The organism is Aggregatibacter sp. Marseille-P9115 (assembly GCF_920939465.1).
Classification (GTDB): Bacteria; Pseudomonadota; Gammaproteobacteria; order Enterobacterales; family Pasteurellaceae; genus Aggregatibacter; species Aggregatibacter segnis_B.
The window spans coordinates 816244-830261 of sequence record NZ_OV100759.1 but is presented as its reverse complement, the minus strand read 5'-3'; the positions used below and the strand labels follow the sequence as shown (position 1 = coordinate 830261).

The 14018-nt window shown below is 44.4% G+C and carries 16 protein-coding genes; 6 read left to right on the top strand and 10 right to left on the bottom strand.

Annotated elements, in window-relative coordinates; genetic code table 11:
• Positions 1–6: 6 nt before the first annotated feature.
• Positions 7–489: a type 3 dihydrofolate reductase gene (gene folA, locus LQ983_RS03820; RefSeq protein ID WP_109432684.1), complete on the top strand. Its 483-nt coding sequence runs from the start codon at positions 7–9 to the stop codon at positions 487–489.
• 144 nt (positions 490–633) lie between these two features.
• On the opposite strand, the gene LQ983_RS03815 is transcribed toward folA, so the two are convergent.
• The 10 genes from LQ983_RS03815 to asd form a co-directional block, all read right to left on the bottom strand.
• A complete protein-coding gene (locus LQ983_RS03815; protein WP_230622601.1) occupies positions 634–1929 on the bottom strand; it encodes a hemolysin family protein in 1296 nt (431 codons plus the stop codon).
• 91 nt (positions 1930–2020) lie between these two features.
• Entirely contained in the window at positions 2021–2545 is a 525-nt protein-coding gene (locus tag LQ983_RS03810) for a DUF1523 family protein (protein WP_230621723.1), read from the bottom strand.
• Positions 2546–2576: 31 nt separating this feature from the next.
• Complete coding sequence (locus tag LQ983_RS03805) at positions 2577–3359, bottom strand: TatD family hydrolase (protein ID WP_230621722.1); 783 nt, start codon at positions 3357–3359, stop codon at positions 2577–2579.
• Between the two features lie 3 nt (positions 3360–3362).
• Positions 3363–4346 carry a DNA polymerase III subunit delta' gene (locus LQ983_RS03800; RefSeq protein WP_230621721.1) on the bottom strand — a complete coding sequence of 328 codons (984 nt, stop codon included), beginning with the start codon at positions 4344–4346 and terminating at the stop codon, positions 3363–3365.
• A complete protein-coding gene (gene tmk / locus LQ983_RS03795; protein ID WP_230621720.1) occupies positions 4343–4975 on the bottom strand; it encodes a dTMP kinase in 633 nt (210 codons plus the stop codon). The genes LQ983_RS03800 and tmk overlap by 4 nt, the downstream gene beginning before the upstream one ends.
• Before the next feature lies 1 nt (position 4976).
• The gene (gene mltG, locus LQ983_RS03790) at positions 4977–6020 is read right to left on the bottom strand and encodes an endolytic transglycosylase MltG (RefSeq protein WP_230621719.1); all 1044 of its coding nucleotides are present in this window, start codon (positions 6018–6020) and stop codon (positions 4977–4979) included.
• A gap of 124 nt (positions 6021–6144) precedes the next feature.
• Positions 6145–7200 (bottom strand): AI-2E family transporter, encoded by a 1056-nt coding sequence (locus tag LQ983_RS03785; RefSeq protein ID WP_230621718.1) that lies wholly within the window; start codon positions 7198–7200, stop codon positions 6145–6147.
• Positions 7201–7203: 3 nt separating this feature from the next.
• A complete protein-coding gene (gene glnB / locus LQ983_RS03780; RefSeq protein WP_006716923.1) occupies positions 7204–7542 on the bottom strand; it encodes a nitrogen regulatory protein P-II in 339 nt (112 codons plus the stop codon).
• A gap of 221 nt (positions 7543–7763) precedes the next feature.
• Positions 7764–8396, bottom strand: coding sequence for an FKBP-type peptidyl-prolyl cis-trans isomerase (locus LQ983_RS03775; protein ID WP_006716926.1), 633 nt, complete (start codon positions 8394–8396; stop codon positions 7764–7766).
• Between the two features lie 25 nt (positions 8397–8421).
• A complete protein-coding gene (asd, locus tag LQ983_RS03770; RefSeq protein ID WP_230621717.1) occupies positions 8422–9291 on the bottom strand; it encodes an archaetidylserine decarboxylase in 870 nt (289 codons plus the stop codon).
• A 227-nt stretch (positions 9292–9518) separates the two neighbouring features.
• On the opposite strand from asd, the gene bioA reads away from it, so the two are divergent.
• Genes bioA through bioD form a run of 5 tightly spaced genes read left to right on the top strand, consistent with a single transcriptional unit; the run spans position 9519 to position 14007 of the window.
• Positions 9519–10808, top strand: coding sequence for an adenosylmethionine--8-amino-7-oxononanoate transaminase (bioA, locus tag LQ983_RS03765; protein WP_230621716.1), 1290 nt, complete (start codon positions 9519–9521; stop codon positions 10806–10808).
• Positions 10801–11973: an 8-amino-7-oxononanoate synthase gene (locus LQ983_RS03760; RefSeq protein ID WP_109128425.1), complete on the top strand. Its 1173-nt coding sequence runs from the start codon at positions 10801–10803 to the stop codon at positions 11971–11973. The genes bioA and LQ983_RS03760 overlap by 8 nt, the downstream gene beginning before the upstream one ends.
• Positions 11958–12611, top strand: a complete 654-nt coding sequence (locus LQ983_RS03755) for a DUF452 family protein (RefSeq protein WP_109128426.1) — start codon at positions 11958–11960, stop codon at positions 12609–12611. The genes LQ983_RS03760 and LQ983_RS03755 overlap by 16 nt, the downstream gene beginning before the upstream one ends.
• Positions 12602–13366, top strand: a complete 765-nt coding sequence (bioC, locus tag LQ983_RS03750) for a malonyl-ACP O-methyltransferase BioC (protein ID WP_230621715.1) — start codon at positions 12602–12604, stop codon at positions 13364–13366. Before LQ983_RS03755 ends, bioC begins: the two co-directional genes overlap by 10 nt.
• On the top strand, positions 13366–14007 hold the full coding sequence (bioD, locus tag LQ983_RS03745) for a dethiobiotin synthase (RefSeq protein WP_109128428.1): 642 nt from the start codon (positions 13366–13368) through the stop codon (positions 14005–14007). Before bioC ends, bioD begins: the two co-directional genes overlap by 1 nt.
• The last annotated feature ends 11 nt before the right edge of the window (positions 14008–14018 follow it).

Genomic DNA, 14018 nt, shown 5'->3' with positions numbered 1-14018 from the left:
AAATACATGAATTTAAGCCTGATTGTCGCCATGACGAAAAATCATGTTATCGGTAAAGATAACGAAATGCCGTGGCATTTGCCTGCGGACCTGGCTTGGTTTCGTCAAAACACGACCGGCAAGCCGGTGATCATGGGGCGAAAAACCTTTGAAAGCATTGGTCGCCCGTTACCGAAACGCACGAATATTGTGCTTTCACGTCAACCCTTCATGCATGAAGGCGTTGTGTGGAAAGCGAGTCTAGAAAGTGCGGTGGATTTTGTGCGCGATTCAGATGAAATTATGCTGATTGGTGGTGGACAGCTTTTCAAACAATATTTACCGCAAGCCGATCGTCTTTATCTCACTGAAATTCAAACGGAATTGGAGGGCGATACTTTCTTTCCGCAAATCGATTGGCATGACTGGTCGATTGAATTTGAACAATACCGTCCTGCCGATGAACAAAATCCTTACGATTGCCGTTTTTTGATTTTGGTAAGAAAGTGATTTTTGCGTAAAAGTGCGGTGGGTTTTCCGTGCGTTTTGATATTCTTCCTCCTTGGTCTGATGTAGAGGGAGAAAGAATGCTTGGAATAGGGGTGGCGAGCGGGAGAAAAACGGAATGCTCGCCTACCCAAGTGAAAAGAATCCTTATTCCGCCAAGTCTTTTCTAAAGGACACCATCAACTGATCGATTTTAAAATTCTCGGTGTCAATGATTTCAAATTTATAGCGGTCATATAACACAAAATCGGTTTTCTTCGGGATTTTGCGCAACATATACATCATAAAACCGGCAATGGTTTCATAATTTTCATCGTGCGGAAAACTTTCGATATCTAAGGCGCGTTTTACGTCTTCCAACGGTGTGGCGCCATCAATTAGCCAAGAATCTTCATCGCGGCGAATAATTTGCTCTTCTTCACTGGAAACCAATTCGCCCATTACAATACTCATCACATCGTTTAAGGTCACAATCCCTACGACTAACGCGTATTCGTTGACGATGACGGCGAAGTCTTCACCGGTGGATTTAAATAGCTCTAACACTTCATATAAGGACAACGTGTCCGGCACGTACAACAACTTGCGCAATAAGCGGTTATCGGTTAATTGCACCTGTTCTTCTTTTAAAAACAAGGTCAACAAACTGTGGGACTCCACATACCCTAAAATATGATCCAAGCCCTGATCGCAAATCAATAATTTGGAATGGGAGTTTTTCGTTAACGTGTCCAGCACTTGTTGACGGGTGAAAGTGCGGTCTAAAAAAATGATATTTTCACGCGTGGTCATGGTTGAGGTGACCTTGCGTTGCTGCATATCAAAGATATTTTCGATTAAATAATGCTCCTGTGCTTTTAACACACCGGCTTCTGCGCCCGCATCTACCATAGCGACAATATCTTCTGGTGTCATGCTTTCAACGCGTACGGTGGAAATTCTGAATAGGCGGAATATCACATTCGCCAACGAATCAAAAATCCACACAATCGGTTTTAATAGGATAATGCACAGTTGCATAATGCGCACCGTGCGTAGTGCCACGGCTTCCGGATTGATTAATGCAAGACGTTTTGGCATTAAATCTGCTAATAAAATGAACGAAGCGGTGACGATGATAAAGGCAAGCCAAGACGCGGCACTGTCAACCCAAGGGGCGTCAGTATATTGTTGCAGAAAGGCTTGTAAATGTACGCTGATAGTCGCTTCGCCAATGACCCCGCCCAAGACGGCAACCATGTTTAAGCCGATTTGCACCACCGTAATAAAACGTCCCGGTTGCTCCTGTAATTTGAGCACCATGGCCGCTTTAGTATTTCCTTCGTTAGCCATGTTTTGTAATTTAATACGACGCGCGCCTGCCAATGAAATTTCGGCAGAGGACACGATGGCACTGACAATAATCAGTAAGATTAAAATTAAAATTGCGCTGAATAAACTCATAAGGTTTTCAATAACTTGATGTAAACGAGACATAAAGTGCGGTTAATTTTGACTGTGTTTTTAACCGCACAAAAGAAATGAAAAAAGAAACCTAATTTTCGCTATCAAACCAGCCGCGAATAAACTGCACGGCAAAGAAGAAGGTAAAGAATAAAAGTACGTAAAGAATATAGCTAAAAATCGGGTGGCTTGGGGTATTAGTTTCCGTTACTTCTTTTACGGATAACGCATTTGGAAACTCATCAAACATGGTCAGACGCCAACCGTAATATTTAATTTCCACGGTTTTTTCTTCATTGCCCAAGGCTTGAGCCAATGCCTGTAAATTGGCTGAGCCGAATTTGAAATAGAACGGAAAACCCCAACGAGTATCTTCGTTGCGATATACCATCACTTTGCCATTTTCATGTTGCGTATTGATAAAATACACATCGCGGGTCGGGCCGTCTGCCGGATTGGCTTTTGTAATCGGGCCGTCTTTATCCACCCGTTTCACCTCAACGCCGGTCACTTTGGTGACATCATAGCTCGGCATCGCATAATTTATCGCTGCTGCAACGCATAAATGAAAAATAAAAATGACGGAAATAAAAAAATATTTTAAAAATTTTCTCATCTTTTTGTCCTATTGAAATGAGATTGGTTAATTATTGTACCTGAATTTTAAATAAACGCTCGAAGTTTTGTGTGGTGATTTGCGCCATTTCCTCGGCTGAAACGCCTTTCAATGTCGCAATATATTCACAGACTTCGCGGGTATATGCCGGTTGATTTTGTTTACCTCGATAAGGCACCGGTGCCAAGTAAGGCGAATCGGTTTCCACCAACAGACGATCCAGCGGCAGTTTGCGCACCACATCCCGAAGTTCTTCCGCATTTTTAAAGGTGATAATTCCTGAAATGGAAATGTAAAAACCCAAGTCTAACGCTTGTTTTGCCATGTCATAGTTTTCGGTAAAACAATGCAAAACACCACCGCACTTTTCTGCCTGATTATCGCGCAATAGGCGAATCGTGTCTTCTCGCGCTTCGCGTGTGTGAATGATGACCGGTTTATTTAGCTGGTTGGCCACGTCAATTTGGCTGGCAAACACGGCTTGTTGGGCGGCTTTGTTTTCTGCACTGTAATAATAATCTAAGCCGATTTCGCCGATGGCGATGACTTTAGGATCTTGCGCCAAGCGTAACAAGCGCGCGGCATCATAAGGTTCTTCTTCAAAATCCAGCGGGTGTACGCCACAGGCTAAAGAGACGTTATCGAATTTGGCTAATTCCGGATACACTTTTTCAAAACGGCTCAAGGTTACGCCAATTGCCAATAAATGTTTCACATCACGCGCTTTTGCCTTTGCTACCACATCAGCAATATTTTCATGTAATGTTTCGTAATCCAAGGCATCCAAATGGCAATGGGAATCCACAATAAACATATTTTATCCTTCAAATACTTCAGTAATTAAACGGGTCAGCCCGTCGAGTAAAATCAATTCTAAATTCAACGCCGAATTTGCCGATAAATCCGACCGCACTTTGCTAACAATTTGTGTTGCTTTTAATAATGCTGGGGCAGAAAGTCCTTGGCTAAATTGAATGACGCCTTGTTCAATGTCTTGGCAAACCCAATCTTCGCGAATATGCAGTTTGTTTTTTAAACTATCACTCAAAAAGGCTGACAACCAATCCAGCTGCTGCAAGACAAGTTCTTTAGTAAAAAACGGCAGTAATTCCAAGGGCGAACAACGACGATAGAATAGCCAAAATTGGCGTAAAAATTCCCGCCGTTGTGCCAGTAAATTTTGCTCTAACATGGCAAGTGCGAGCAGTGGTCGAGCATAATTCACCCGAAGTGCGGTCAATATATCGGATGTTTCGGCGGACGTTTGCGATTGTAACCACTGTAATGCAGTGTCTGTGTCCGGTGGTAAGAGATTCCACACTTGGCAGCGACTGTAAATGGTTGGCAACAACGCCTTTTGCATATCGCACTGCAAAATGAAATAGGTATTTGGACGCGGCTCTTCCAACGTTTTTAAAATGGCGTTGGCAGCGGCTTCCGTCAAACGATGTGCCTGTTCGATATAAATGACTTTATTGCCGTTTTGCTGCGCATGCTGAGTCGCTTGTTCGTTCATGGCGCGAATTTGATCTACGCCGATGTCCTTGTTCTCAATAGGCGAGATAGGCTGGAAATCCGGGTGGCTGTTGGCTTGCATTAAATGGCAAGCATGGCATTCGCCACAAGCCTCCGCCCCGTTGGGTGTTAAGCACATCAGACGTTTTGCCAACGCGGAGCAAAGTTGCTCTACACCAAGGCCGTCATCGGCGCGAATCAGCAGGGCGTGGTGCCCTAAAGCCTCATCAAAAGCCTGTGTGATTTTGTGATAAGTTGGCGTCAGCCAAGGGAGTAAAAGGCTCATTTTGATAGCGAAATCCACCAATTTTTGACCGCACTTTTAATGTCTGCCTGCACCTGCTCAATGGATTGTTCCGCATTGATCATCACGGCTTTCGGATTGTCTTTTACCAGTTCTAAATAACGGGCACGGGTACGGTGGAAAAAATCCAGATGCTGTTGTTCAATGCGATCCAGTTCACCGCGTCCACGAGCTCGCGCCAAACCAACGGCAGGATCGATGTCCAAATACAGCGTCAAATCCGGTTCAAAATCGCCCAATACGATTTGTTTTAAATGCGTTAAAAAAGCTGCTCCCAACTGGCGGCCACCGCCTTGGTACGCTTGTGACGACATATCATGGCGATCACCCACCACCCATTTGCCTTGGGCGAGGGCGGGCTTAATGACATTGTCCACTAATTGAATTCGGGCGGCATATAACATCAACAATTCAGCTTTATCCGTGACCGGTTCTTCTGTTTCATGTTTTATGAGGTGGCGTAATTTTTCGGCTAAGGGCGTGCCACCGGGTTCGCGGGTGAACACGACATCGTTAATGCCTAATTCCTTTAAGGTATTCACGACACATTGATGGGCGGTGCTTTTGCCCGCGCCTTCCAAGCCTTCAATAACGATAAATTTGCCTGCCATATTATTTTCCGTTTTGTTGGCGGTACCAGCGTAAATATTCCTGCACCGCTTTATTGTGTTCATTTAAGTTTCGACTGAATTTGTGACCGCCCGTGCCATCGGCAACGAAATAATAAAATTCCGTTTGCGCAGGATGTGCCACAGCTTGTAATGCATCTTCGGTTGGCATGGCAATCGGTGTTGGCGGTAAACCGTCAATCACATAGGTGTTATAAGGGGTCGGCGTTTCTAAATCTTTTTTACGAATATTGCCGTTGTAATCCTCACCCATGCCGTAAATTACCGTTGGATCGGTTTGGAGCTTCATTTTGGCTTTCAAACGATTGATAAACACCGAAGCCACTTGAGGACGCTCTGCGGCGATGCCGGTTTCTTTTTCTACGATAGACGCGAGAATCAACATCTCGTAAGAATTTTCTAACGGTAAGTCCTTATCGCGCTCATTCCAAGCTTTGTCCAAGGCTTTTTTCATGCGTTCTGCAGCACGTTGCAACAGTTCTAAGTCGGTAGAATTCGGCGTGTAATTATAAGTGTCCGGATACAACCAACCGTCGATTTTCATCCATTCATCAATGGCTTTTGAGACTTTTGGCAGAGCCAATAACTGGAAAATCTCTTGTTCGGATTTATCTTTTAAGGTCTGTTTTAAGTGCGGTGCGTTTTCGAGGCGTTTTCGCCAATTTTTAAAGGTGTTGCCTTCAATAAATTGCACGTTAAATTGCGCTTCTTTGCCGGAGTTGAGTAATTTCAGCAAATCTTCTACGGTTTTCACATCATCCAACAAATAAGTACCTGCTTTCACTTTGCTTAATTCCGGATGTAATTTTAAGACCCAAGGCAATAATGCGGCATTGTCCAAAATGGCTTCTTGTTCTAATAATGTGACTAATTTATTACCGGTTGTGCCACGTTCTACGGTAAGAAGTTGAGCCTTTTGTACATTGACGGGCTGCTGTACAAACTGTTCTAGTTGTTGATATCCCCAAAAGCCGGCGCCTGCCAATAAGACAACGAGGAACAAAAGAAGGAAGAAAAATTTTTTCATATGCGTGATCGTGGCGTCGTGAAAGACGTTGTAAAAATGATGATAAAAGTGGCGGAATTATAGCACGAAATTGTGTTTTTTATCGAAAAAGAGCCTTGTCGAAACAAGGCTCTGATACGCGGGATTATTGACTTTCATGGGCACTGTCGGAATCGCCGAGCAACAAGGCGTACTTCACGGTTGTTGGGCTGGCTTCTAAGGCAATTTTGAGAGCCATGGTGAGCGGCACAGATAGCAACATTCCTACTGTTCCTAGCAACCATCCCCAGAACAACAAAGACAGGAATACCACCAGCGTGGAAAGCCCTAATTTTTTACCCATTAATCGAGGTTCAAGCACATTGCCGATAATCATGTTGATGGCAATGACACCGATTATGACTTCCAAACCCACCACAAAACCGTTGAGTAATAATGCCTGCACGATAATCGGAATGGCAGCGATAATTGAGCCAATATTAGGAATGTAATTGAGCAGGAAACTTAGTGTTGCCCACAAAATCGCATATTGCACACCGACAATTTCCAATAAAAGCCAAATGCAAATAGCGGTTAACAAACTCATCATGGTTTTTACGCCAAGGTAGCTGATAACGCCTTGTAGAATACGATCTAAATAACGTTCTTGTTGGCTGATTTCCTTTGAATCACTGCTAAATACCACGGCAAATTTGTGTTTAGCATAAGGCGCTTCTAAGAGCATGAAAATCACGACTAACATCAATACGAAAATATTGGTGACCACGCCGGAAAAGCTGAGAAAAACACGACGCACAAAATTCATGATCACGCTTGGATCGAAATGCTCCATGATGCTTTTTTCGGAAATATCCAACGGGATTTTCAGACTTTGTGAAAGTGCCACTAGACTATTAACGCGTTCGCCCAATAATTGGCGATATTGCGGGATAGATTGGCTAAACTCTTGGATTGTGCTGTTAATTAAGCCGAACAGAAAGAAAAAGACGATTAAAATCAATGCTAACAACAAGCCAATGGCGAGACCGTAGGGCACTTTTTTCTTGGTTAAGTAATTGAGTGACGGCGAGCAAATAATCGCAATAAACAGCGACAGTAAAAATGGCACGACAATTTCTGAAGCCGTTTTAATGCCGGCTAAAATAATCACGATAGCAGCACAGGCGACCAGTGCTTTTACTAAAGAAGCGTGTTTTTCCATTAACTAAATTGCATCCTCGTTTTCTTCACCGGTACGGATACGAATCACCCGTTCCACTTCATACACAAAAATTTTGCCGTCCCCGATTTTGCCGGTTTGTGCCGTATCGACGATAGCGTCCAAGCATTGTTCTAATAAATCATCAGGTACCACAATTTCCATTTTCACTTTCGGCAGAAAATCCACCATGTATTCGGCACCACGATACAATTCCGTATGTCCTTTTTGGCGTCCGAAACCACGGACTTCGGTGACGGTCATGCCGGTAATGCCAATGTCGGATAAGGCTTCGCGCACATCATCCAATTTAAACGGTTTAATGATTGCTTCGATTTTTTTCATTCTTGTTGCTCCTGAAAATGGTCATTAAAAATCAGCCTGTTGTGAGCGCAGACTTTATCAGATCTTGAGAGTGAAAAACACTGGAGAGTATGAAAAACATCACGGAAAACGACCGCACTTTTATGCACTTTTCTTGGTGAGGAAATTAAATAGCATGGAGATTTTTACATAAAAAAACGGCGCTATGATTAACGCCGTTTTGAGTGAGATAAGTTATCCGATTAAAGAATTTCTAATAATTCCACTTCAAAGACTAATGGACTAAATGGTGGGATGGCTGCGCCTGCGCCACGTTCGCCATAGGCTAATTCGTGTGGAATTGCCAAACGCCATTTGGAACCAACCGGCATCATAGAAAGCGCTTCGATCCAACCTTTGATTACGCCGTTAACCGGGAATTCTGCCGGTTGGCCGCGTGCGACGGAACTGTCGAATACGGTACCGTCCGGTAATGTGCCGGTGTAGTGAACGCGTACTTTGTCTGTTGTCGATGGCACGTTGCCGTTGCCTTCAACTAACACTTCATATTGTAAGCCGGAATCCGTGACTTTCACGCCGTCTTTTTGTTTGTTCGCCTCTAAGAAAGCTTTGCCTGCGGCTTCAATTTCTTTGAATTGCGCTTGTTGGGCTTCCGCAGCTTGTTGTTGCAATTGTTGCAACGCTTGGCTGATTTCGTTGAAATCTAATGCCGGCGCATGTTGATTTAACACATCGTAAATCCCTTTTGCTACCGCTTCCGCTTTCACCGCTAATTGGCTATCCAATAATTGTTGACCGATTTGCAAACCGATACCATAACTGCCTTTGGCTTCGGTATCGTCTAATGTCACTTGATTGAAAAATTCTGCTGTCATGTTGTTTTCCTTTCTGTTGATAAAACTATTTCATTGTGGCTAAGATTTCGCCCATTCTTACCGGAACGTCCACCTCTAAATGTTCTGCTAAGGTCACGGAATTCGCCGGGAATAAGTTAATGACGGTTGAGCCCAATTGGAATGCGCCCATTTCTTGACCTTTGGTAAGTTTAATGGCGTTGTCTCCTTGATATGTCCAGACTTTGACTTCACCGGTGCGTGGCGGATTAATGACGCCGGCCCAAACCGTGCTCATGCTGGCAGTAATGGTCGCCCCCACAAGGATTTGTGCCATTGGGCCGAACGCTGTATCAAAAACACAAATAACGCGCTCATTGCGAGCGAATAAATTTGGCACGTGTTCCGCTAAGAACGGATTGACCGAGAATAAATCGCCCGGCACATAAATCATTTTGCGCAAGGTCGCATCGCACGGCATGTGGACGCGGTGATAATCACGCGGAGATAAATAGATCGTCGCAAATTCGCCGTTTTTAAAGGTGTTAACTAATTCTTCATCGCCGGCTAATAAATCAGATAGGCTGAAAAAATGCCCTTTGGCTTGCAATAAACGTTCATCGTCAATATGCCCGATTTGGCTCACACGACCGTCGGCAGGTAAGCAAAGTGCGGTCGGATTTTCATTGATTTTTCGCGCGTCGTCTTTTAACTCACGAATAAAAAATTGGTTGAAGCTTTCATAATCGCTAAAGTTCTCTTTTTTTGCTTCGCTCATATCTACGTTGTATTTCTTCGCGAAAACCTTGATCACGAAATGTGTTACCGCACCCCATTTTTGTTGAGCAAACCAACCGGCTAATTGGGTTAAATACAGTTGCGGCATAATGTATTGAAAAGCAACTTTCGCACGTTGCCAATAAGTGAATTTATTCATAATGGTTATTTTTTCTACAGTATTAAAAAGAAGTCGGTGATTATAACAACTTATTCGGCTTGTGCAATGTATCGACGGATTCGCTCCCTTATTCCGCGGTGAAAATCATCAAAATTGTGGCAAACGCCTCAAAAAACACAAAAAATCGGATGGGGAAGTGCAAAGCTTTAGAATTGCCTTATTTTCTCAGGTAAAATTACGACCTCTTAATTTTTGAAGCTAAGCCTATGAACCAACAACAGTTATTGCAATTTGATCGTGAACATATTTGGCATCCTTATGCCGCCCTTCCACCGACTACACCGATTTATGCCGTTGAACGCGCCGACGGTGTGATGATCACGCTTAAAGACGGTCGCCAACTGATTGACGGCATGTCCTCTTGGTGGGCGGCGTTGCATGGCTATAATCATCCGCGCTTGAATGCGGCAGCGACAAAACAGTTGGAACAAATGAGCCACATTATGTTTGGTGGCTTAACGCACGAACCTGCCGTCAAATTGGCGAAAAAATTATTGCCTTTATTGCCGCAGGGGTTGGAGCAAATCTTCTTTGCCGACAGCGGCTCCATTGCAGTAGAAGTAGCGATGAAAATGGCGATTCAATATCAACACGCCAAAGGCGAAACACAACGGCATAAATTCGCCACCATTCGTTCCGGTTATCACGGCGACACTTGGCATGCGATGTCGGTGTGCGATCCGGTGACCGGTATGCATGGGCTGTTTGCGAAAAGTTTGCCGGTGCAATATTTTCTCCCGCAGCCGCAAACGCCTTTTGGGCAGCCTTGGAACGAAGACGATATTAAACCCTTAGCAGATTTATTAGAAAAAAAAGGCGCAGAACTGACCGCACTTATTTTGGAACCGGTGGTACAAGGGGCGGGGGGAATGTATTTCTATTCACCGATGTATTTGGCACGCGCCAAGCAGCTGTGCGAACAATACGGCATATTGCTGATTTTTGATGAAATTGCTACCGGTTTTGGACGCACGGGCAAATTGTTTGCCGCCGAATATGCCGGTATTTCGCCGGATATTATGTGTATCGGCAAAGCACTTACAGGCGGTTATTTAACCCTGTCCGCCACCATCACCACACGCGCCATTGCACAAACCATTTGTCAGGGCGAAGCGCATTGTTTTATGCACGGTCCGACCTTTATGGCGAATCCGCTGGCTTGTGCTATCGCTGCCGAATCTATTGATGTATTACTGGAAAGTGATTGGCAGGGCAATGTCCAACGGATCGAAGCGCAACTGAAAACCGAGTTACGAATCGCGGCAAGTTTTAAATCCGTCAAAGAAGTGCGAGTACTCGGCGCTATCGGCGTATTGGAAATGCACGAAGCGGTAGATTTGGCAAGTTTGCAGGCGCGTCTGGTGGCGCACGGTGTTTGGGTACGTCCTTTCGGTAAGCTCGTTTATATCATGCCGCCCTTCATTATCACTCCAACCCAATTATCTGCGTTAACGGCAGGCATGCTGGCGGCGATTAAAGAGGAATACCATGAGTAAGTCAGATTATTTTGCAGCGCAATTGGAAAAACTCCGTCAAAAAGAACAATATCGTCGCTTTCCGCAAATTGTGCATAAGGGCAAGTTTGTGGAGCAAAACGGACGGTCAATGTTGAATCTGGCTTCCAATGATTATCTGGGGCTGGCTAATGACGATGCATTGCAGCAAGCATTTCTCGAAAAACTTGCGGAAAAACGACCGCACTTTACCTCATCCTCCTCCCGTTTATTAACCGGTAATTTCCCTGAGTATGAACGTCTTGAGCAGCAGATGGCAGAGGCATTTCAGCGTGAAGCCTGTTTGTTATTTAACAGCGGCTATCACGCCAACATCGGTATTTTACCGGCGGTAGCCAATAAACAAACGTTGATCGTGGCGGATAAGTTGGTGCATGCCAGTATTATTGACGGCATTCGTTTGAGTGATGCGCCGTTTGTGCGTTATCGCCACAATGATTACGCCCATTTGCACGAGATTTTGCAAAAACAGCATCTCAACTACGAACGCATTATTGTGGTGACGGAAAGCCTGTTTAGCATGGACGGCGATTTTGCCGATTTGCCTCAATTAGTTGCATTTAAACGGCAATTTGACAATGTTATGTTGTATGTGGATGAAGCGCACGGTATAGGGGTTTACGGTGAACAGGGGTTAGGTGTTGCCGAGCAGATGAATTGCCTTCCGTACATTGATTTCTTGGTAGGCACATTCGGCAAGGCGTTGGCGTCGATGGGGGCTTATGTGGTTTGCGATCAAGTGATCAAAGACTATTTGATTAATACCATGCGCCCGTTGATTTTCAGCACCGCGTTACCCCCGTTTAATGTGGCATGGACAGAATTTCTCTTTGAAAAACGACCGCACTTTCAGGCGAAACGGCAACATCTTATGCAATTAAGCGCGCGCTTACGGCACATCGTGGCAGAAAAGTTAAATATGCCAATGCCTAGTGAAAGCCATATCGTACCGTTTATTCTCGGCGACAACCAACGCACCGTGCAAACGGCGCAACGCCTGCAACAGCAAGGATATTATTGCCTACCGATTCGTCCGCCGACAGTGCCTGTCGGCACTTCGCGTATTCGTTTGTCTCTCACCGCCGACATCACACATGATGAACTTGAGCAATTTATAGAACAGTTATTTTTATGCAATATCAATTAATTAGCCAAAATCTACCAAGCCGAAATTTAATCGTTTATTTTGCCGGTTGGGGCACACCGCCTTCTGTCGTGCAACATTTATCTATTCCACCGGCGTATGATCTGTTGCTGTGTTATGACTATCGGGATTTTTCGTTGGAGTTTGATTTTTCCCGTTATGAAAATGTGCGTTTGGTGGCCTGGTCGATGGGCGTTTGGGTAGCTGAACGTGTGATGAGACAAATCCCTTTGCTTTCTGCAATCGCGATAAATGGCACAGGCTTGCCTATGCATGATGACTACGGCATTCCATGCGCCGTTTTTCAAGGCACATTGGATACGCTAGATGAAATTAATCTAGGCAAATTTGAGCGTCGCATGTGTGGTGACAAGCAGTTGTTGCAACAATATCAATCTTTGGAAGGACGGCGCTCAATTGAAGAAATACACGCAGAATTGACCGCACTTTATGATGCGTTATCGGCAGAACATCAACATACGGGGTTACCTTGGACGAAAGCGATTATTGGTACACAAGATCGTATTTTTCCTGCACAAAATCAGCGAAATTATTGGCATGAACGCTGCGAGGTGAGCGAAATGGTTGGTGGACATTACCTGTTTCCATGGCTACAAACTTGGGAACAGCTATGGCAATAACGCAACAACGGGTGATGCAATGTTTCAGCGCCGCCTTACCAACCTATGAACAAAATGCCATTGCTCAAAAGCAAATCACTGAGGATTTGTTGCAGTTGCTTTTAGAAAAGGGCGGCAATCAATTTCAGCGTGTGTTAGAGATTGGTTGTGGCACAGGCAATTTTACCCGTTTGCTCATGCAACATATCAACGCAACGCATTGGGATTGTAATGATTTATGCGATGTCGCTAACCACTTGGCACGTAATTTGCCACAGAAAAATTATCATTTTTATCAAGGGTGTGGCGAGCATCTCAATTTTGCGCATCAATATGATTTGATTGTTTCTGCCTCGACCATTCAATGGTTTGCTGATCCGCTGGCGTTTCTTCAACGTTGTTCAAATTATTTAACGCCTCACGGCATGATTTTATTTGGTACGTTTGCCCCGACCAATTTATACGAAGTTAGAGCATTAACGGGCGTCGGTTTGGATTACCCCGATTTAGCACAATGGCAGGAGACATTAACGTCAGATTTTTCCGTGTTGCATTTAGAGCAAAAAGAAATTCAGTTGAAATTTGATTCGCCGTTATCGGTGCTTAAACATTTGAAAGAGACCGGTGTGACGGCCACCAATAATCAAATTTGGCACTACAAGAAAGTTGCCCAATTTTGTGAGCAATATCGACAACAGTATGCCGACGAGCAGGGCAAGGTCTCGTTAACTTATGTACCGATTTTAATGTTGGCGCAGAAAAAAGAGGAAAGATGATGGGAAAGGTATTATTCGTTTCCGGAATTGATACAGACATCGGTAAATCTATCGCGACAGGGTATTACGCTAAGTATTTAATGCAGCAGGGATATTCGGTGATTACACAGAAAATGGTGCAAACGGGCTGTCAGGAAATATCAGAAGATATTGTCGTGCACCGAAAAATCCAAGGCATTGACTTAACTGAGGAAGATCGCCGGGGAGTGACGTGTCCTTATTTGTTTGATTATCCTTGCTCGCCTCACATGGCCGCGCGTTTACAACAGACGTGCATTGATGAAAAAATCATTGAAAAATCCACCGCACTTTTGGCGCAAAACTTCGATTATGTTTTGCTGGAGGGCGCGGGGGGCTTGATGGTGCCTTATTCCGAGGAGAAAACCACGTTGGATTACCTTGCGGCGCATTGGTATCCGTTAATTCTGGTGACGTCGGGCAGATTAGGCAGTATTAACCACACCTTGCTTAGCCTTGAGGCGTGCGCGCAGCAAAATATTGCCGTAGAAGCACTGATTTATAATCTTTATCCGCCGGCGGATGAATTGATTACGCAAGATACACAACAATATCTGCGCGGTTACTTAGCCAAACACTTTCCGGAGACAAAATTTATGTTGATGGAAAAAATCGATTTTTAGCGTTGATTTTC